2 protein-coding genes are annotated in these 21052 nt (G+C 75.2%); both read right to left on the bottom strand.

Annotation, left to right across the window (positions count from 1 at the left end; genetic code table 11):
* The coding region (locus AB0I68_RS37200) for an SDR family NAD(P)-dependent oxidoreductase (protein ID WP_363181852.1) at nucleotides 1-18679 on the bottom strand (18679 nt) is incomplete at its 3' end.
* Between the two features lie 45 nt (nucleotides 18680-18724).
* On the bottom strand, nucleotides 18725-21052 hold a 2328-nt coding region (locus AB0I68_RS37195; RefSeq protein WP_363181851.1), incomplete at its 5' end, for an SDR family NAD(P)-dependent oxidoreductase.

The raw sequence follows: 21052 nt of genomic DNA, 5'->3' as shown, positions 1-21052 counted from the left end.
GGTCACCGCCCGCGACGGCGGCCAGACCGCGCAGCAGTTCCTCACGGTCGCCGGCCACGACCACCGCGCGGTGGCCGAAGGCCGCGCGCCGCGTCGCCAGCGAGTAGGCCACGTCGGCGGCCGGCACGTCGGCCGCGTCCTCCAGGTGGCCGCGCAGGCGGGCCGCCTGGCCGCGCAGGGCGTCCGCCGACTTCGCGGAGACCAGGTACGGCAAGACCGGCGGCAGCCAGTCACCGGAGCCGGTGGCCGCGGCCACTTCGTCCGGGGCCTGCTCGATGATCGTGTGCGCGTTGGTGCCGCTGATGCCGAAGGAGGACACACCGGCCCGGCGCGGACGGCCGGTCTCCGGCCACGGCACGGAATCCGTCAGCAACGTGACGGCGCCGTCCTCCCAGTCCACGTGCGGGGTCGGCTCGTCGACGTGGAGGGTCTTCGGCAGGACGCCGTGCCGCATCGCCATGATCATCTTGATCACGCCGGCGACACCGGCCGCGGCCTGCGTGTGGCCCATGTTCGACTTGATCGAGCCCAGCCACAGCGGCTCGTCCACCGCCCGCTCCCGGCCGTACGTGGCCAGCAGGGCCTGCGCCTCGATCGGGTCGCCCAGCGTCGTACCGGTGCCGTGCGCCTCGACCACGTCGATCTGGTCGCTGGTCAGCCCGCCGGAGGCCAGGGCCTGGCGGATGACCCGCTGCTGGGACGGACCGTTCGGGGCGGTCAGGCCGTTGCTCGCGCCGTCCTGGTTGATCGCCGACCCGCGGACCACCGCGAGGACCGGGTGGCCGTTGCGGCGGGCGTCGGACAGCCGCTCCACGAGGAGCATGCCCGCGCCCTCGGCCCAGCTGGTGCCGTCGGCGGCCGCGGCGAAGGGCTTGATGCGGCCGTCGGCGGCCAGACCGCGCTGGCGGCTGAACTCGGTGAAGGTGCCCGGCGTCGACATGACCGTGACACCACCGGCCAGCGCCATGTCGCACTCGCCGCCCCGCAGTGCCTGGATCGCCCAGTGCAGCGCGACGAGCGAGGAGGAGCACGCCGTGTCGACGGTGACCGCGGGGCCTTCCAGACCGAACGCGTACGAGACGCGGCCGGAGGCAATGCTGCCGGAGTTGCCGGTGCCGAGGTAGCCCTCGACGCCGTCCGGGACGGAGGTTATCCGGGTCGCGTAGTCGTGGTACATGATGCCCGCGAAGACGCCGGTACGGCTGCCCCGCATGGTCGCCGGGTCGATGCCCGCCCGCTCGAAGGCCTCCCAGGAGGTCTCCAGCAGCAGACGCTGCTGCGGGTCCATCGCCACGGCCTCGCGCGGGGAGATCCCGAAGAAGGCGGGGTCGAAGCGGCCCGCGTCGTGCAGGAAGCCACCGGAGCGGGTGTAGCTGGTGCCCTTGCCGTCCGGGTCCGGGTCGTAGAGCGAGTCCAGGTCCCAGCCGCGGCCCTGCGGGAACTCCGAGATGGCGTCGATGCCGCCGGCCACGAGGCGCCACAGGTCTTCGGGGGTCTCGATCCCGCCGGGGTAGCGGCAGCTCATACCGACGATGACGATCGGGTCGTCGCCGTGGACGGCGTTGGCGAGCGCGGAGCCGTGCCCGGCCGCGGCGGCCGTGTCATCCTCCAGCGAGAGGCCGAGGACCTCGGCCCGCAGGTACGCGGCGAGCGCGTTCGGGGTCGGGTAGTCGAAGACGAGGGTCGCGGGCAGACGGACACCGGTGACTCCGCCGAGCCGGTTGCGCAGCTCGACGGCGGTCAGGGAGTCGAAGCCCAGCTCCTTGAAGGCCCGGTCGGCCGGAACCTCGTCCGTGGAGGCGTGGCCCAGTACGGCGGCCACCTCGGCGCGGACGGTGTCCAGCAGGGCCGCCTCACGCTCGACGGCGGGGAGCGCCGAGAGCCGCGTACGGAGCGCGGAGGCGTCCGCGGAACCACCCTGGCCCGCCGCCCGCCGGACCGGGACGCGGACCAGGCCGCGCAGCAGGTCGGGCACCATGCCGCTGCGGGCCTGGGCGCGCAGGGCGGCCAGGTCGAGCGGGAGGGGCAGGAGCAGGGATTCGGCGGTGCGGCCGGCCGCGTCGAACAGGGCGAGCCCGGTCTCCGGGGTCAGCGCGCGGATGCCTCCGCGGCGGATGCGGTCCCGGTCGCCCTCGGCGAGGTCACCGCCCATACCGCCGACCTCGGACCACAGGCCCCAGGCCAGCGAGGTCGCAGGCAAGCCCTGGGCCCGGCGGTGGGCCGCCAGCGCGTCCAGGAAGACGTTACCCGCGGCGTAGTTGGCCTGTCCCGCACCACCGAAGACACCAGCGGCGGAGGAGAAGAGCACGAACGCCGACAGATCCAGCTCACGAGTCAGCTCATGGAGGTTCCAGGCCGCGTCGACCTTCGGGCGCAGCACCGCCGACAGCCGCCCGGCCGTCAGCGACCCGACCACACCGTCATCCAGCACACCGGCCGTGTGGACCACCGCGGTCAACGGATGCTCCGCCGAAATCCCGGCCAGCACAGCGGCCAGAGCCGCACGGTCGGCCACGTCACAAGCCGCCCAGACGACCTCGGCACCCAGACCCGCCAACTCCGCCGACAGCCCGGCAGCACCCTCCGCCGACTCACCCCGACGGCTCACCAGCAGCAGACGACGCACCCCATGCTCTGTAACCAGATGACGCGCGAACAGCCCGCCCAGCGAACCACTCGCACCCGTCACCAACACCGTACCCTCGGCACCCCACCCGACGGGCTCACCCACAAGCGCAGCAGCCCGGGCCAGGCGCGGCACCAACACCGCACCGTCCCGCACCGCCACCTCGGACTCACCCGAAGCCAGCGCGGCGCAGACACCCTCGTACACATCCGCGTCCGCGTCGACATCGACCAGGACGATCCGGCCCGGGTTCTCCGACTGCGCCGAACGCACCAAACCCCGCACGCCAGCATGCACCAGGTCCGACACACCCTCACCCGGCACAGCATCCACCGCACCCCGCGTCAGGAACACCAGACGGGACTCCGCGAACCGCTCGTCAGCCAACCACTCCTTCACCAGCCCCAACACCCGAGCAGTCTCCTCGTGCACCGCAGCCGCCACATCACCCCCGGGCAGCCCCACACACGGCACCACCAGCGCCGCCGGAATCTCACCACCCTCGACAACCGCCACACCCAGCCCGGCCAGGTCCGCGAACACCTGCGCACCCTCACCCAGCAACAACCAGTCGTCAAACGACCCGGCCGCAGCCGCCGCCGTCCACTCCACCCGGAACAGGGAGTCCCGGGTCAGGTCCGGCGCGGTGTCGAGCTGGTCCCGGCTCACGGCCCGCAGGGCCAGTCCTGCGACCGAGGCGACCGGCGCACCGGCCGCGTCGGCCAGGGTGAGCGCGACCTCGCCGTTGCGGGCGACGGTCAGGCGGACACGGAGCTCGGAGGCCCCCACCGCGTGCAGCGCAACACCGGTCCAGGAGAACGGGAGCCGTCCTTCCGTGCCCGCGGTGTCCGCGGTGCCGCCCAGTCCGAGGGCGTGCAGGGCGGCGTCGAGCAGGGCCGGGTGGAGGCCGAAGCGGGCTGCGTCGTCCGCGGCGCCCTCGGGGAGGGCCACCTCGGCGTAGTAGGCGCCGTCCTGCAACCAGGCCGCACGCAGGCCCTGGAACACCGGGCCGTAGCCGAAGCCGGAGTCCGCAAGGCCGTCGTACAGACCGTCCACCGGGACGGGCTCCGCTCCGGTCGGCGGCCAGTCGGTCAGGCTCTGCGGGGCGGGGTCGGCCCCGGTCGCGAGCGCGCCGACGGCGTGCCGCGTCCACGGGGTGTCCGGGTCCGCGTCCTCGGGGCGGGAGTGCAGGGCGAGGCTGCGGCGGCGGCCCGACGGGTCGGGCGCGCCAATGGAGAGCCGCAGCTGCACGGCGCCGTGCTCGGGGAGCACCAGCGGCGCTTCCAGGGTGAGTTCGTCGACGAGGTCGCAGCCGACGTGCTCTCCGGCCTGGAGGGCCAGCTCGACGAAGGCCGTGCCGGGCAGGAGGACCGCGCCCATGACCCGGTGGTCACCGAGCCAGGGGTGGGTGGACAGGGAGAGGCGGCCGGTGAACAGGTGGCCGTCGGAGTCGGGGAGCTGGACGGCCGCGCCGAGCAGCGGGTGGTGGGCGGCGCCGAGACCGGCAGCGGTGACGTCGCCGTCGGTGCGGCCGGCGTCGAGCCAGTAGACGGCGCGCTGGAAGGCGTACGTCGGCAGGTCCACTCGGGTGGCGCCCAGCGGGGCGTAGTACGCCTGCCAGTCGACGGAGGCGCCGCGGACGTAGGCGGTGGCGAGTGCGGTGAGCAGGGTCTCGGCCTCGGTGCGGTCCTTGCGGAGGGCGGGGGCGAAGGCGGCACCCTCGACGGTGACGCAGTCCTGGGCGAGGGCCGACAGGACCCCGTCGGGCCCGAGCTCGAGGTACGTCGTCACGCCCGCGGCCTCCAACACCCGGACACCGTCCAGGAAGCGAACGCCCTCACGGACATGCCGCACCCAGAACTCCGCGGAACCCATCTCGCCGGAGACGAGGGCACCAGTCAGGTTGGAAACAACCGGGATCCGCGGAGCGGCGAAGGACAGCCCCTCCACCACTGTGCGAAAGTCCTCCAACATCCCGTCCATGTGCGGCGAGTGGAAGGCATGACTGACCGTCAGCCGCTTCCACTTGCGGTCGGCGAACGAAGCCACCACGGCCAGCACGGCATCCTCATCACCCGCGATGACCACGGACGTGGGCCCGTTGACCGCGGCAATACCGACCCGCTCGTCCAGCAGCGGCAGCACCTCGTCCTCCGACGCCTGCACCGCGATCATCACACCACCCGACGGCAGCGCCTGCATCAGACGACCCCGCGCAGCAACCAACGCACACGCATCGTCCAGCGAGAACACACCCGCCACATGCGCGGCAGCGATCTCACCGATCGAATGACCGGCAACGAAGTCCGGCTTCACACCCCACGACTCCAGCAGCCGGAACAACGCCACCTCGACCGCGAACAACGCGGGCTGCGCATACTCCGTACGATCCAGAACAGCCGCATCCCCCCCGAACAGCACCCCCTTCAACGGAAGTTCGAGCAATCCGTCCATGCGGGCGCAGATCGCGTCCAACGCGTCCGCGAACACCGGGAAGGCATCGCACAGCTCACGCCCCATCCCGAGCCGCTGACTGCCCTGCCCGGTGAACAGGAAGGCCAGCTTCTCCCCCGTCGCCGGCGGCGTCCCCCGGACCAGTCCGGCCGCCGGACGGCCCTCCGCGAGGGCCGTCAGGACGGTCCGGAAGCCGTCGAGGTCGGCGGCGACCACGGTCGCGCGGTGCTCGAAGACGGCGCGGGTGGTGACGAGCGCGTGGCCGATGTCGGCGGGGTTCGCCTCCGGGTGGGCCTCCAGGTGGGCCAGGAGCCGCTCGCCCTGGGCACGCAGGGCCTCGGACGTACGGGCGGACAGGTGCCAGGGCAGCGCCGCCGGGCCCGCGAGGGCCGGGGCGGCCGCGTCGGTGGCGGCCTGGGTGCTGCCGGACTGCGGGAGTTCGATGATGGCGTGGGCGTTGGTGCCGCTCATGCCGAAGGACGAGACGCCCGCACGGCGCGGCCGGCCGGTCTCCGGCCAGGCCCTCGGCTCCGTGAGCAGCGAGACCGCGCCCGCCGACCAGTCCACGTGCGGGGACGGCGCGTCGACGTGGAGGGTCCGGGGCAGGACGCCATGGCGCATGGCCTCGACCATCTTGATGACGCCCGCGACACCGGCGGCGGCCTGGGTGTGGCCGAAGTTGGACTTGATGGACCCGAGCCACAGCGGGGTGTCCGCGGGGCGGTCCTGGCCGTACGTTGCGAGCAGGGCCTGGGCTTCGATCGGGTCACCGAGCCGCGTGCCGGTGCCGTGGGCCTCCACGGCGTCGACGTCGGCGGTGCTCAGGCCGGCGTTGGCCAGGGCCTGACGGATGACCCGCTGCTGGGCGGGGCCGTTCGGCGCGGTCAGGCCGTTCGAGGCGCCGTCCTGGTTGACGGCGGTGCCGCGGACGACGGCCAGGACCTGGTGGCCGTTGCGGCGGGCGTCGGAGAGGCGTTCGACGAGGAGCATGCCGACGCCCTCGCCCCACGCGGTGCCGTCGGCGGCGGCCGCGAAGGGCTTGCAGCGGCCGTCGGCGGCGAGGCCGCGCTGGCGACTGAACTCGGTGAAGACGTCGGGGGTGGTGATGATCGTGACGCCGCCGGCGAGGGCGAGGGTGCACTCCCCGGCACGCAGGGCCTGCGCGGCGAGGTGCAGGGCGACCAGTGAGGACGAGCAGGCGGTGTCGACGGTGACGGCCGGGCCCTCGAAGCCGAAGGTGTAGGAGACGCGGCCGGAGGCGATGCTGCTGGAGCCGCCGGTGCCGAGGTAGCCCTCGACGCCCTCGGGGACGGTGTTCAGGCGCGAGACGTAGTCGTTGTGCATCTGGCCGACGAATACGCCGACCTGCTGTCCGCGCAGGCCCGTCGGGTCGATCCCGGCGCGTTCGAAGGCCTCCCAGGAGGTCTCCAGCAGCAGGCGCTGCTGCGGGTCCATGGCCAGGGCCTCGCGGGGGTTGATCCCGAAGAACGCGGGGTCGAAGTGGTGGGCGTCGTAGAAGAAGCCGCCTTCGCGGGCGTACGACGTGCCCGGATTGTCGGGGTCCGGGTCGTACAGCGCCTCGGTGTCCCAGCCGCGGTCGGCGGGGAGGTGGGCGATGCCGTCGCGGCCCTCGGCGAGGAGTTCCCACAGGTCCTCGGGGCTGCGGACGTCGCCGGGGAAGCGGCAGCTCATGGCGACGATGGCGATGGGGTCGTCGGCGTCGGCGGTGCCACCTGGTCCGGCGGGGTGCCGCGGGAGCGCGGCGGCCGCGGCGGCCTCGGAGCCGAGGAGTTCGTCCCTGAGGTAGGCGGCGAGGACGGTGGGGTTGGGGTAGTCGAAGACGAGGGTGGCGGGTAGGCGGACACCGGCGGTGGCGCCGAGCCGGTTGCGGAACTCGACGGCGGTCAGGGAGTCGAAGCCGAGGTCCTTGAAGGCGCGGCCGGGTTCGACGGCGTCGGGGGTGGCGTGGCCGAGGACGGCGGCGACCTGGTCGCGTACGAGGTCCAGGAGGAGGGCGTCGCGCTCGTTCCCGGGGAGCCGTACGAGCTGCTCGACGAGCGGGGTTCCGGTGCCGGTTGCGGTGGCCTCGACGGCCCGGCGGGCCGTGGTGCGCACGAGGCCGCGCAGCAGTGCGGGGACCATGCTCGCGTCGGCCTGGCGCAGCGGGGCGAGGTCGAGCTGCATGGGGACGAGGTGGGCGTCGCCGGTGCGGTGGGCGGTGTCGAGGAGGGCCAGTCCCTCCTCGGAGGACAGGCCGAGGACGCCGGAGCGCGTCATGCGGTCCTTGTCGGCGGCGTCCAGTTCGCCGGTCATGCCGCTGGCGTCGGCCCACAGGCCCCAGCCGAGGGAGGTGCCGGGCAGGCCGTGGGCGTGGCGGTGGCGGGCGAGGGCGTCGAGGAAGACGTTCGCGGCGGCGTAGTTGGCCTGGCCGGCGCCGCCGAAGGTGCCTGCGGCGGAGGAGAAGAGGACGAAGTCGGCCAGGTCGAGGTGGCGGGTCAGCTCGTGGAGGTGGAGCGCGGCGTCGGCCTTGGGCCGCAGGACGGTGTCGAGCCGCTCGGGGGTGAGGGCCGTGGTGATGCCGTCGTCGAGGACGCCGGCGGTGTGGACGACGGCGGTCAGCGGGTGCTCGGCGGGGATGCCGGCGAGGAGGGCGGCGAGCGCGTCGCGGTCGGCGGCGTCGCAGGCGGCGACGGTGACGTCGGCGCCCAGCGTGCGCAGTTCGGCGGCGAGTTCGGCGGCTCCGGCGGCGGATTCGCCGCGGCGGCTGGTCAGGATCAGGCGACGGGCACCGCGGACGGTGACGGCGTGGCGGGCGACGAGGGCGCCGAGGGTGCCGGTGCCGCCGGTGATGAGGACGGTGCCCTTGGTGTTCCACTCGGAGGGCACGGTGAGGACGATCTTGCCGGTGTGGCGGGCCTGGCTGAGGTAGCGGAAGGCCTCGGGGGCCTGGCGCAGGTCCCAGGAGGAGACCGGGATGGGGCGCAGGGCGCCGGATTCGAAGAGGCCGAGGAGGGCGGTGAGCATCTCCTGGATGCGGTCGAGACCGGCCTCGGTGAGGTCGAAGGCCTGGTAGGTGACGCCGGGATGGGCGGCTGCGACGTCCTGCGGGTCGCGGACATCGGTCTTGCCCATCTCGACGAAGCGTCCGCCGCGCGGCAGCAGCCGCAGCGAGGCGTCGACGAACTCGCGGGCCAGGGAGTCCAGGACGACGTCGACGCCCCGGCCGCCGGTGGCGGTGCGGAAGGTGTCCTCGAAGTCGAGGGTGCGGGAGGAGGCGATCCGGTCGTCGGTCAGGCCGATTCCGCGCAGGGTGTCCCACTTGGCGGGGCTGGCGGTGGCGTAGACGTCGGCGCCCCAGTGGCGGGCCAGCTGGACGGCGGCCATGCCGACGCCGCCGGCGGCGGCGTGCACGAGGAGGGTCTCGCCGCCCTGCAGGCCGGCGAGGTCGTGCAGGGCGTAGTAGGCCGTCATGAAGACGATCGGTACGGCCGCTGCGTCGGTGAAGGTCCAGCCCTCGGGCATCGGGGCGATCATGCGGCGGTCGACGACGGCTAGCGGGCCGAACGCGCCGGGCAGCATGCCCATGACGCGGTCGCCGGGTGCGAGGTCGGTGACGCCGGGCCCGGCCTCCAGGACGATGCCGGCGCCTTCGGAGCCCATGAGGCCAGGGTCGCCGGGGTACATGCCGAGGGCGTTGAGGACGTCGCGGAAGTTGAGGCCGGCGGCGCGGACGGCGACGCGGACCTGGCCGGGCTGCAGCGGGGCCTCGGACTCGGGGCTGGGCAGGAAGGTGAGGTGGTCGAGGGTGCCCTTGTCCTCGATGTCCATGCGCCAGGCGGAGCCGTCGGCGGGCGGGGTCAGCGGCGTGGTGGCCGGGATCCGGGCGAGGCGGGGGGCGTGGACGGTGCCGCGGCGGACGGCGAACTGCGGCTCGCCGGTGGCGAGGGCTGCGGCCAGGAGCGTGCCGTCGGCGGTGGGGCCGTCGAGGTCGGCGAGGACGAACCGGTCGGGGTTCTCGGACTGCGCGGAGCGGACCAGGCCCCAGACGGGGGCGTGGACCGGGTCGGTGAGGTCCCAGTCGCCCTGGGTGGCGACGGCGCCCCGGGTGACGAGTACCAGACGGGAGGCGGCGAAGCGGTCGTCGGCGAGCCAGCCCTGGACGAGGGCAAGGGCCCGGTGGGCGGCGGCGCGGACCGCGTCGGGGCTGAGCGCGGCCCCGGTGTCGGATGCGGCCGGGCAGGGGGCGAGGACGTACGGGGGCAGGGGCGCGCCCGCGTCGAGGGCGGCGGCGAGCTCCGCGAGACCGGCGTACTCGCGGCCCGGCAGGCCGTCGCCGGTGCCGAGGACGGCCCAGCCGTCGCCGGGGGTGGTGTCCTGGGCGGTGGCGGGCAGCGGGAGGGTGGCCCACTCGATACGGAACAGCGACTCGTGGTGCGCGGTGCGCGCGGGGCCCGCGAGGCGGTCGGCGGAGACGGGCCGGACCCGGAGCTGCTCGACGGCGGCGACGGGTGCGCCGGTGGTGTCGGCGAGTTCGAGGGCGAGGAGGTCGTCGCCGTCGGGGGTGAGGCGGACGCGGAGCGCGGCGGCGCCGACGGCGTGCAGGGACACGCCGCCCCAGGAGAACGGCAGCCCGGCCTGGCGGTCGGTGTCGGCCGGCTGGACGAAGGCGGCGTGCAGGGCGGCGTCGAGGAGGGCCGGGTGCAGGGCGAACCGGGTGGCCTCGGCGTGGCGGTCCTCGGGGAGGGCGACCTCGGCGTAGACGTCGTCGCCGAGGGTCCAGGCGGCGCGCAGGCCCTGGAATACGGGGCCGTAGGCGAAGCCACCCTGGGCGAGGTGCTCGTACAGGCCGTCGACGGAGACGGGCTCGGCGCCGGCCGGGGGCCAGGCGGTGAGGTCGAAGGCGGGCCGGGGCGCACCGGTGGCGAGGATGCCGGTGGCGTGCCGGGTCCAGGGTTCGTCGTCGGCGGCGTCGGGGTCACCGGAGTACAGGTCGAGGGTGCGGCGGCCGTCCCGGCCGGGGGCGCCGACCACGATCTGGAGGCGGACCGCGGCGTGCGGGGCCAGGACGAGCGGGGCTTCGAGGGTCAGCTCTTCCAGCAGGTCGCAGCCGGCCTGGTCGCCCGCGCGGACGGCGAGTTCGACGAAGGCGGTGCCGGGGAGGAGCACGGTGCCCATGACGGCGTGGTCGGCAAGCCAGGGGTGGGTGTCGAGGGAGAGCCGTCCGGTGAACAGGAAGCCCTCGCCGTCGGCGAGCGGGACGGCGGCGCCGAGCAGCGGGTGGTGGGCGGCGCCCAGACCGGCCGATTCGACGTCTCCGATGAACCCGGCGGGGGCCTCCAGCCAGAACCGGCGGCGCTGGAAGGCGTAGGTGGGCAGGCCGGTGCGGCGGGCGCCGGTGGTGGCGAAGTACGCGGTCCAGTCGACCGGGACGCCCCGGGTGTGGACGGCGGCGACCGCGGCGGCGAGGGCCTCGCTCTCGTCGCGGTCGCGGCGCAGGGCCGGGACGAAGACGGCGTCGGGCGTGGTGGCGGTGTAGGTGTCGGTGTCGGTGAGGCAGTCGCGGCCGAGGCCGGACAGCACGCCCTGCGGGCCGAGTTCGAGGTAGGTGGTGACGTGCTCGGCGTCGAGGGTGCGGATGCCGTCGAGGAAGCGGACGGCTTCGCGGACGTGGGCGACCCAGTGGTCGGGGGTGCGCAGGGCGTCGCCCGCGATCTCGCCGGTGAGGTGGGTGACGACGGGGATGACGGGCGGGTGGTAGGTGAGGGAGGCGGCGACGTCGCGGAAGGCGTCGAGCATGCCGTCCATCAGCGGGGAGTGGAAGGCGTGGCTGACGGTGAGCCGCTTGGTGCGGCGGCCGCGCCGCTCGAATGCGGCGGCGATCTCCAGTGCGACGGTCTCGTCGCCGGAGACGACCACGGAGGAGGCGGAGTTGACGGCGGCGATGCCGATCCGGTCCTCGTGGCCGGCCAGCAGCGGCCGGACCTCGTCCTCGGTGGCGGCGAGCGCGATCATCGCGCCGCCCTCGGGGAGTGCCTCCATCAGGCGGCCGCGGGCGGCGACGAGGGCGGCCGCGTCGGTCAGGGTGAGGACGCCCGCGACGTGCGCGGCGGTGATCTCGCCTATGGAGTGGCCGGCCACGAAGTCGGGGCGCACCCCCCAGGACTCGACGAGCCGGTAGAGGGCGGTCTCCACGGCGAACAGGGCGGGCTGGGTGGTGCCGGTCCGGTCCAAGAGCGTCCCGTCCTCGGCGAACAGGGCCTCCTTGAGGGGATGTTCGAGGTGCGGGTCCAGGGCGGCGCACGCCTCGTCGAGGGCGGCGGCGAAGACCGGGTGGGCGGCGTACAGGTCGCGGCCCATGCCGGGGCGCTGGCTGCCCTGGCCGGTGAAGAGGACCGCGAGGCGGCCGTCGGCGGTGTCGTGCCGGACGAGCCCGGCGGCGTCGCGGCCCTCGGCGAGGGCGGCGAGGCCGGTGAGGAGCGGCTCGCGGCCGGCGGCGACGACCGCGGCCCGCCGGTCCAGGGCGGTACGGGTGGTGGCCAGGGAGAACGCCGCGTCGGCGGGGGCCGCCTCGGGGCGGTCCGCGAGGTGGGCGGCGAGGCGTGCGGCCTGGGCGCGCAGCGCGTCGGGGGTACGGCCGGAGAGGACGAACGGCAGTACGGCGCCGGTGGCGGCGGCGTCCGCGGCGGCCGGGGCGGCGTGGGCCCGGTCCGTGTCGGCCCCGTCCTCGTCGGCGGGCGGCTGCTCGATGATGACGTGCGCGTTGGTGCCGCTGACGCCGAAGGAGGAGACGCCCGCGCGGCGCGGCCGGCCGGTCTCGGGCCACTCCGCCCGCTCGGTCAGGAGGGATACGGCGCCGGCGGTCCAGTCGATGTGCGGGGACGGCTCGCCGATGTGCAGGGAGGCGGGCAGGACGCCGTACTGCATCGCCTGGACCATCTTGATGATGCCCGCGGCGCCCGCGGCGGCCTGCGTGTGGCCGATGTTGGACTTGATGGAGCCCAGGCGCAGCGGCCGGTCCTCGGGGCGGCCCTGGCCGTAGGTGGCGAGCAGGGCCTGCGCCTCGATGGGGTCGCCGAGGGTGGTGCCGGTGCCGTGGGCCTCGACGGCGTCGACGTCGGCGGTGGTCAGCCCGGCCTGGGCGAGGGCCTCGCGGATGACGCGCTGCTGGGAGGGCCCGTTGGGGGCGGTCAGGCCGTTGGAGGCACCGTCCTGGTTGACGGCCGTGCCGCGGACCACGGCCAGGACGGGGTGGCCGTTGCGGCGGGCGTCGGAGAGCCGCTCGACGAGGATCATGCCCGCGCCCTCGGCCCAGCCGGTGCCGTCGGCGTCGGCGGAGAAGGACTTGCAGCGGCCGTCGGTGGACAGGCCCCGCTGGCGGCTGAAGTCGATGAAGGTGTCCGGGGTGGACATGACGGTGACGCCGCCCGCGAGGGCGAGGTCGCACTCGCCGCTGCGCAGGGCCTGCGCGGCCAGGTGCAGGGCGACGAGGGAGGAGGAGCAGGCCGTGTCGATGGTGACGGCCGGGCCCTCCAGGCCGAAGGTGTAGGAGATGCGGCCAGAGGCGACGCTGCCCGCGGTGCCGGTGCCGAGGTAGCCCTCCAGGCCCTCGGGGACGGCCGGGAGACGGGTCAGGTAGTCGTGGTACATGACGCCCGCGAAGACGCCGGTGCGGCTGCCGCGCAGCGAGGCCGGGTCCATGCCGGCCCGCTCGAAGGCCTCCCAGGAGGTCTCCAGCAGGAGCCGCTGGTGCGGGTCCATGGCCAGGGCCTCGCGGGGGTTGATGCCGAAGACGTCGGGGTCGAAGTCGGCGGCGTCGTGCAGGAATCCGCCCTCGCGGGTGTACGAGGTCCCGGCGCGGCCGGGGTCGGAGTCGTACAGCGCGTCCAGGTTCCAGCCGCGGTCCGTCGGGAAGGGCGAGACGGCGTCGACGGAGCCGGCGACGAGCTGCCACAGCTCCTCGGGGGTGGTGACCCCGCCGGGGTAGCGGCAGGCCATGGCGACGATCGCGATGGGCTCGTCTGCGACGGCCGAGCCATGGGCGGTGGTGCCGGGGGTGCCCGCGCCCGCGGGGGCGGCCAGGTCGCCGAGGAGTTCGGTCCGCAGGAACGCGGCGAGGGCGTTCGGCGTGGGGTAGTCGAAGACGAGGGTGGCGGGCAGCCGGACGCCGGTGGCGGAGCCGAGGCGGTTGCGCAGTTCGACGGCGGTGAGCGAGTCGAAGCCGAGTTCCTTGAAGGCCCGGCCGGGGTCGACGGCGTCGGGGCCGGGGAAGCCGAGGACGGCGGCGACCTGGACACGGACGGTGGCCAGCAGCAGCCGGTCGCGTTCGGGGGCGGTCAGCGGCAGCAGCCGCTCGGCGAGCCCGTCGGCGGGCGCGGCGCCCTGGGCTGCGGCGGGGCGGCGGGCGGCGGGCCGGACCAGGCCGCGCAGCAGCGGCGGGACCATGCTCGCGTCGGCCTGGCGCAGCCCGGCCAGGTCCAGGTGCATGGGGACGGCGGTGGCCTCGCCGGTCTCGCGGGCGGTGTCCATGAGGGCGAGGCCTTCGGCGGAGGACAGCGCGGCGACTCCGGCGCGGGAGATCCGCTCCAGGTCGGTGTCGGCGAGGTCGCCGGTCATGCCGCTGCGCTCGGCCCACAGGCCCCAGGCGAGCGCGGTGGCGGGCAGGCCCTCGGCGCGGCGGCGCTGGGCGAGGGCGTCGAGGAAGGTGTTGGCGGCGGCGTAGTTGGCCTGTCCGGCGGCGCCGAGGGTGCCGGCGGCGGCGGAGAACAGGACGAACGCGGCGAGGTCGAGTCCGCGGGTCAGCTCGTGCAGGTTGACGGCCGCGTCGACCTTGGCGGGCAGGACGTGGTCGATCCGCTCGGGGGTGAGCGCTTCGAGGATGCCGTCGTCGAGGACGCCCGCGGTGTGCACGACGGCGGTCAGCGGGTGCTCGGCCGGTACGGAGGCCAGGACGGCGGCGAGCGCGCCGCGGTCGGCGGCGTCGCAGGCGGCGAGGGTGACCTCGGCGCCCATCGCCCGCAGCTCGGCGAGGAGTTCGGGGGCTCCGGCGGCGGCCTCGCCACGGCGGCTGGTCAGCAGCAGGCGGCGGACGCCGTGGGCGGTGACCAGGTGGCGGGCGACGAGCCCGCCGAGGGTGCCGGTGGCTCCGGTGACGAGGGCGGTGCCGTCGGTGTCGAGCGGGCGGGCCTCGCGGCCCTCGGTGGCGGGGACGGCCGGGACGCGGGCGAGCCGGGGGACGACGGCGCGGCCCTCGCGCAGCGCGAGCTGCGCCTCGTCGGTGGCCAGGGCGGCCGGGAGGGCGCGCAGTGACTCGTCGCGGTCGTCCAGGTCGAGCAGGACGAAGCGGTCGGGGTGCTCGGACTGGGCGGCGCGCAGCAGGCCCCACAGCGGGGCGTGCGCGAGGTCGGCGACGTCGGACGCGACGGTGGTGGCGACGGCGCCGCGGGTGACGAACACGAGCCGGGAGGAGGCGAACCGGTCGTCGGCGAGCCAGGCCTGGGCCAGGCCGAGGGCGTCGTGCAGGGCGGCGGCGACGGCGGTGGGCAGCTCCGCGTCGACGGGCGTCGGCCCGGCCGGCAGCTCGCCGGGGACGGGCACGAGGACGGCCTGCGGAACGGGGGCGCCCGCGTCGACGGCCGCAGCGAGGGCGGCGAGGTCCGGGTGGGCCGCGGCGGTCGGCAGGACGGCGGCGAACCGGGAGGCGACGCCCGCGCCGGCGACGGCCACGCGGGAGGCGACGCCCGCGCCGGACTCAACGCCCGCGCCCGGGGCGACGGCCCCGCCGGAGTCGGCGGCCGCGCCGAGCACGGCCCACTGGCCGGGGGCGACGGTGGTGGCCGCGGGCAGGGCGAGCGGGCTCCAGTCGACGCGGAACAGCGCGTCGTGGAAGGTGGTCCGGGCGGCCCGTACCTGGTCGGGGGTGACGGGACGGAGCAGCAGGGCGTCGACGGCGGCAACGGGCGCGCCGGTCTCGTCGGCCAGATCCACGCAGACGGTGTCCTGCCCGGCGGGGGCGAGGCGGACTCGCAGGGCCCGGGCACCGACGGCGCGCAGGGTGACGCCGCTCCAGGAGAACGGCAGGCGGCCGTGGTCGGTGTCCTCCAGCAGGGAGCCCATGCCGACGGCGTGCAGGGCGGCGTCCAGCAGCGCGGGGTGCAGGCCGAACAGGGGGGCTTCGGCGTGGGCCTGCTCGGGCAGGCGGACCTCGGCGAAGACCTCCTCGCCGCGCTGCCAGGCGCCGGTCAGGCCCTGGAAGACGGGCCCGTAGGCGAAACCGGTGCCGGTGAGGTACTCGTACAGGCCCTCGACGGGCAGGGCGGTGGCGCCCTGCGGCGGCCAGACGGCGAGGTCGCCGCCGGTGCCCCGGTCGGTGCCGGCGGCGGTGGGGGCGAGGAAGCCGGTGGCGTGCCGGGTCCAGGCGCCTTCGCCCCAGGTGTCGTCGACGGCGTCCTCGGGCCGGGAGTGCAGGGTCAGGTGGCGCCGTCCGTCGGTGTCGGGGGCGCCGACGGCGAGCTGGATCTGGACGCCGCCGTGTGGGGGCAGGACCAGGGGGGCCTGGAGGGTGAGTTCGTCGAGGAGTTCGCAGCCGGTGTGCTCGCCGGCCCGCAGGGCGAGTTCGACGAAGGCGGTGCCGGGCAGCAGCACGGTGTCCATGACCGTGTGGTCGGCGATCCACGGGTGGGTGGCGAGGGAGAGCCGCCCGGTGAAGAGGTAGCCGTCGGCGAGGGCGATGGCGGCGCCGAGCAGCGGGTGGTCGGCGGAGCCGATGCCGGCGGCGGTGACGTCGCCGGTCCAGGCGGTCGGCGGCTCGGGCCAGTACAGGCCGCGCTGGAAGGCGTACGTGGGCAGGTCGACGCGGGTGGCGGAGCGTCCGGCGAAGACGGCGGACCAGTCGACGCGGACGCCGTGCGCGTGGGCCCCGGCTACGGCGACGGCGAGCGCGGCCGGCTCGGGGCGGTCGGTGCGCAGCGCGGGGACGAAGACGGTGTCGTCCCGGCCGGCGAGGCAGTCCTGCGCGAGGGCGGTGAGGACGCCGCCGGGGCCGACCTCCACGAAGGTGGTGACGCCGAGGGCGGCGAGCGCGGCGACGCCGTCGTGGAAGCGGACGGCCTCGCGGACGTGCCGGACCCAGTACTCGGGGGTGCAGATCTCCTCGGCGGTGACGGAGGCACCGGTGAGGTTGGAGACGATCGGGATGACGGGCGGCGCGTAGGTGACGGCTTCGGCGGCCTCGCGGAACGCGCCGAGCATGTCGTCCATGAGCGGCGAGTGGAAGGCGTGGCTGACGGTGAGCCGCTTGGTGCGGCGGCCGCGGGCGCGCAGGGTCTCGGCGAGGGCGGTGGCGGCGTCCTCGTTGCCGGAGACCACCACGGAGCGGGGGCCGTTGACGGCGGCGATCGAGACGCGGTCGGTGAGGAGCGGGGCGACCTCGTCCTCGGTGGCCTCGACGGCGATCATCGCGCCGCCGGCGGGCAGGGCCTGCATGAGGCGGCCGCGGGCGGCGACGAGGGCGGCCGCGTCGGCGAGGGTGAGGACGCCGGAGACGTGGGCGGCGGCGAGCTCGCCGATGGAGTGCCCGATGAGGAAGTCGGGGGTGACTCCCCACTGTTCGAGCTGGCGGCAGAGGGCGACCTCGACGGCGAACAGGGCGGCCTGGGTGTGGGCGGTCTCGTCGAGGAGGGCCGCCTCGGCGGTGCCTTCGGCGGCGAACAGGACGTCGTACAGGGGGCGTTCGAGGTGCCGGTCGAGTTCGTCGCGAACGGCGTCGAGAGCGCGGGCGAAGCCGGGGTGGGTGGCGTACAGCTCGCGGCCCATGCCGGGGCGCTGGCTGCCCTGGCCGGTGAGGAGGAAGGCGGTGGTCCCTTCGGCGACGGCGCCGACGACTCCGGTCGCGGGCTGTTCCCCGGCGGCGAGGGCGTCGAGGCCGGTGAGGAGTTCCTGGGGACCGGTGGCGAAGAGTACGGCCCGGCGGTCCAGCGAGGAGCGGCTGGTGGCGAGGGAGTAGCCGAGGTCGGTCAGGGCCGCGGGGTCCGCGGCGAGCGCGGGCTCGGCCCGCAGGTGGGCGGCGAGGCGGGCGGCCTGGGCGCGCAGGCCCTCGTCGCCGTGGCCGGAGACGAGCAGCGGGACCGGGCCGGTGGCGCCCTGCGGCGCGGTCCCGTCCACGTCCTGCGGGTCGGCCGGCTCGGGGGGCGGGGCCTGCTCGATGACGGTGTGGGCGTTGGTGCCGCTGACGCCGAAGGAGGAGATGCCGGCGCGGCGCGGCTGGCCGGTCTCGGGCCACGGCACGGGCCGGGCGAGGAGTTCGACGGAGCCGGTGCTCCAGTCGACGGCGGTGGACGGCTGGTCGACGTGCAGGGATTCGGGCAGGAGGCCGTTCTGCATGGCGAGGACCATCTTGATGATGCCCGCGACACCGGCGGCGGCCTGGGTGTGGCCGATGTTGGACTTGATCGAGCCCAGCCACAGCGGCCGCCCGTCGGGCCGGTTCTGGCCGTAGGTGGCCAGGATGGCCTGCGCTTCGATGGGGTCGCCGAGCGTCGTGCCGGTGCCGTGCGCCTCGACGGCGTCGACCTGGGCCGGGGTGAGTCCGGCGTTGGTGAGGGCCTGGCGGATGACGCGCTGCTGGGAGGGCCCGTTGGGGGCGGTGAGGCCGTTGGAGGCACCGTCCTGGTTGACGGCGGAGCCCCGGACGATGGCCAGGACGGGGTGGCCGTTGCGGCGGGCGTCGGAGAGCTTCTCGACGAGGAGCATGCCGACGCCCTCGCCCCAGCCGGTGCCGTCGGCACCGTCGGCGAACGGCTTGCACCGGCCGTCGGGGGCGAGCCCGCGCTGCCGGCTGAACTGCACGAACGCACGCGGGCTGGACATGACCGTGACACCGCCGGCGAGGGCCAGGGAGCACTCGCCGCCCCGCAGTGCCTGCACGGCGAGGTGCAGGGCGACGAGGGAGGAGGAGCAGGCGGTGTCGACGGTGACGGCGGGGCCTTCGAGGCCGAAGGTGTAGGAGAGGCGGCCGGAGACGACGCTGGCCGCGTTCCCGGTGAGGAGATACTGCTCGACGCCCTGGGGGACGCCGTCGCGCAGCAGGTCGGGGTAGTCCTGGCCGTTGGTGCCGATGAACACGCCGGCCTTGCTGCCGCGCAGCGTCGCCGGGTCGATCCCGGCGCGCTCGAAGGTCTCCCAGGACGTCTCCAGCAGCAGGCGCTGCTGCGGGTCCATGCCGAGGGTCTCGCGCGGGCTGATCCCGAAGAACGCGGCGTCGAACTCGCCGACCCCGTCGAGGAATCCGCCTTCGCGGGTGTACGAGGTGCCCCGCTGCTCGGGGTCGGCGTCGTACAGGGACTCGATGTCCCAGCCGCGGTCGGTGGGGAAGTCGGTGATCGCGTCCTTGCTGCCCGCGACCAGCTCCCACAGGTCCTCCGGCGACTGGACGCCGCCGGGGAACCTGCAGGCCATGCCGACGATCGCGATGGGCTCCGGCTCCTGGGACTCGACTTCGCGCAGCCGCTGCCGCGTCTGGTGCAGATCGGCAGTCACCCGCTTCAAGTAGCCGAGGATCTTTTCCTGATCCGACGCCTGGCCCGCCATTGGAACCTCACCCATGTTCGTCACAAACCCTTGTGCTGCTACTGCCTGCTGTCCGCTGTGCTAGATCCCGAGCTCGTTCTCGATGAAGTCGAAGAGCTCGTCGGGCGTGGCTTCCTGGAGCTTCTCGGCCACGGCCCCGTCCCTCGAATGGGCCTGCGGTTCACCCCACTTCGCCAGGAGGGCCTGCAGGCGCGAGGCGATGTCGGCGCGCGTATCGCCGTCCGGATCGAGGACGGACAGCGCGGATTCGAGCCTCTCGAGCTCGGCGATTCCGGGCGCGGCTCCGGTGGAGCCGTCCTGGACGATTTCGGCTCGCAGGAAGTCCGCGAGGACCGCCGGCGTCGGGTGGTCGAAGACCAGCGTCGCCGGGAGCTTGAGTCCGGTGGCCGCGTTCAGGCGGTTGCGCAGTTCCAGCGCGATCAGGGAGTCGAAGCCGAGCTCCTTGAAGGCGCGGCCCGCGCCCACCTCGTCGGTGGTGGGGTGGCCGAGCGCGGTCGCCGCGTGGGAGCGGACCAGTTCCAGGACGACGACGGCCTGTTCGGCCTGCGGCATCGCCGACAGCCGGCGGCGCAGGGCCTCGGCCGGGGAACCCTCCGTGCCCGTGTCCGTGGCGGCCGCCGCGGTCTGGGCGAGGCGCCGCACCTCGGGCAGGTCGCCGAGGAACGGGCTGGGCCGGACGGCCGTGTAGCCGGGGGTGAAGCGTTCCCACTGGATGTCGGCGACGGCGACGGCCGCTTCGGCGTGGTCCAGGGCTTGCTGGAGGGCGCGGATCGCGGCCCGCGGCGCCATGGCGGGCACGCCGCCGCGGTCGAGCCGCTCCCCGATGGCGCCGTCGGCGGCCAGTCCGCTGTCGCCCCAGCGGCCCCAGGCCACGGAGGTCGCGGGCAGGCCGTCGGCGTGCCGCTGCTCGGCGAGGGCGTCGAGGTAGGAGTTGGCGGCCGCGTAGTTGCCCTGCCCGGCGTCACCGAGGGTGCCGGCGACGCCGGAGAACAGGACGAATGCGGAGAGGCCGAGGTCGCGGGTCAGCTCGTGCAGGGTGAGCGCCGCGTCCGCCTTGGGGGCGAGTACGGTCGCGAACCGCTCGGGGGTCAGCCCGTCGATGACGCCGTCGTCGAGGACACCGGCGGTGTGCACGACGGCGGTCAGCGGCCGGTCGGCGGGGATGCCGGCGAGGAGCGCTGTGACGGCGTCCCGGTCGGCCATGTCGCAGGCGGCCAGGGTGACCTCGGCGCCGAGCGCGGTCAGTTCCTCGCGCAGTTCGGCCGCGCCGGGGGCCTCGGGGCCGCGGCGGCTGGTCAGGACCAGGTGCTCGGCGCCGTTCCCCGCCAGCCAGCGGGCGACGTGCGCGCCCAAGGCGCCGGTGCCGCCGGTGACGAGGGTCGTCCCGGCCGGCTTCCAGGCGGGCGGGGTGGGGGCGTCGGCGAGCGGGGCGTGGGCCAGGCGCCGGCCGTACAGCCCGGAGGCACGTACGGCGACCTGGTCCTCGGCGCCGGCGCCGGCCAGGACCCCGGCGAGCCGGGCGAGGGCCCGTTCGTCGGCCTGTTCGGGCAGGTCGACGAGGCCGCCCCAGCGCTCGGGGAACTCCAGCGCGGCGGTCCGCCCGAAGCCCCATACGAGGGCCTGCGCCGGATCCTGGAGCCGCTCGGAACGGGCCACGGAGACGGCGCCTCGGGTGACGCACCACAGGGGCGCGGTCACGTCGGCGTCGCCGAGGGCCTGGACGAGGGCGGCGGTGGCCAGGAGCCCGGCGTGCGCGCGGAGCGGGGCGGTGCCGTCCCCGGCGAGGGCGAGGAGGGACAGGACCCCGGCGGGGTCCTCCGTCCCGTCGAGGGCGGCCTTCAGGGCATCACGGTCGGCGTCGGCGGCGGCGGTGAGGGTGCGGACCTCCGCGCCGCGGTCGGCGAGGGTACGCAGGACGGCGGCTGCGGTGTCCCCGGCCGGGCCGGTGAGCTCCTCGGGCACGACGACCAGCCAGGCACCGGAGAGCGCGGCCTCTGGCGGGTCGGCGGAAGGCTTCCAGGTGATGCGGTAGCGCCACCCGTCGACGGTGGACTGCTCCCGGCTCTGGCGCCGCCAGGAGGAGAGGCCGGGCAGGACCGTGCCGAGCGACTGGATGGCGTCTGGGGTGTCGAAGGCCAGGGCCCCGGCCAGCGCGGCGAGGTCCTCGCGTTCGACGGCGTCCCAGAAGCGGGCGTCGACCGCGCTCTCCGCGGGGAGGGCATCCGGCTCTACAGGGGCCGCCTCGGGCCAGAACCGCTGCGCCTGGAAGGCGTAGGTGGGCAGGTCGACCCGGCGGGCACCGGTCCCCGCGAAGACCGCCTCCCAGTCCACGGCCACACCCCGGACATACGCCTCACCGACCGACAGCCAAAACCGCTCCAGACCACC

It is taken from the genome of Streptomyces sp. NPDC050448, assembly GCF_040655295.1.
GTDB lineage: Bacteria > Actinomycetota > Actinomycetes > Streptomycetales > Streptomycetaceae > Streptomyces.
This window is presented reverse-complemented; position numbering and strand designations above follow the sequence as displayed.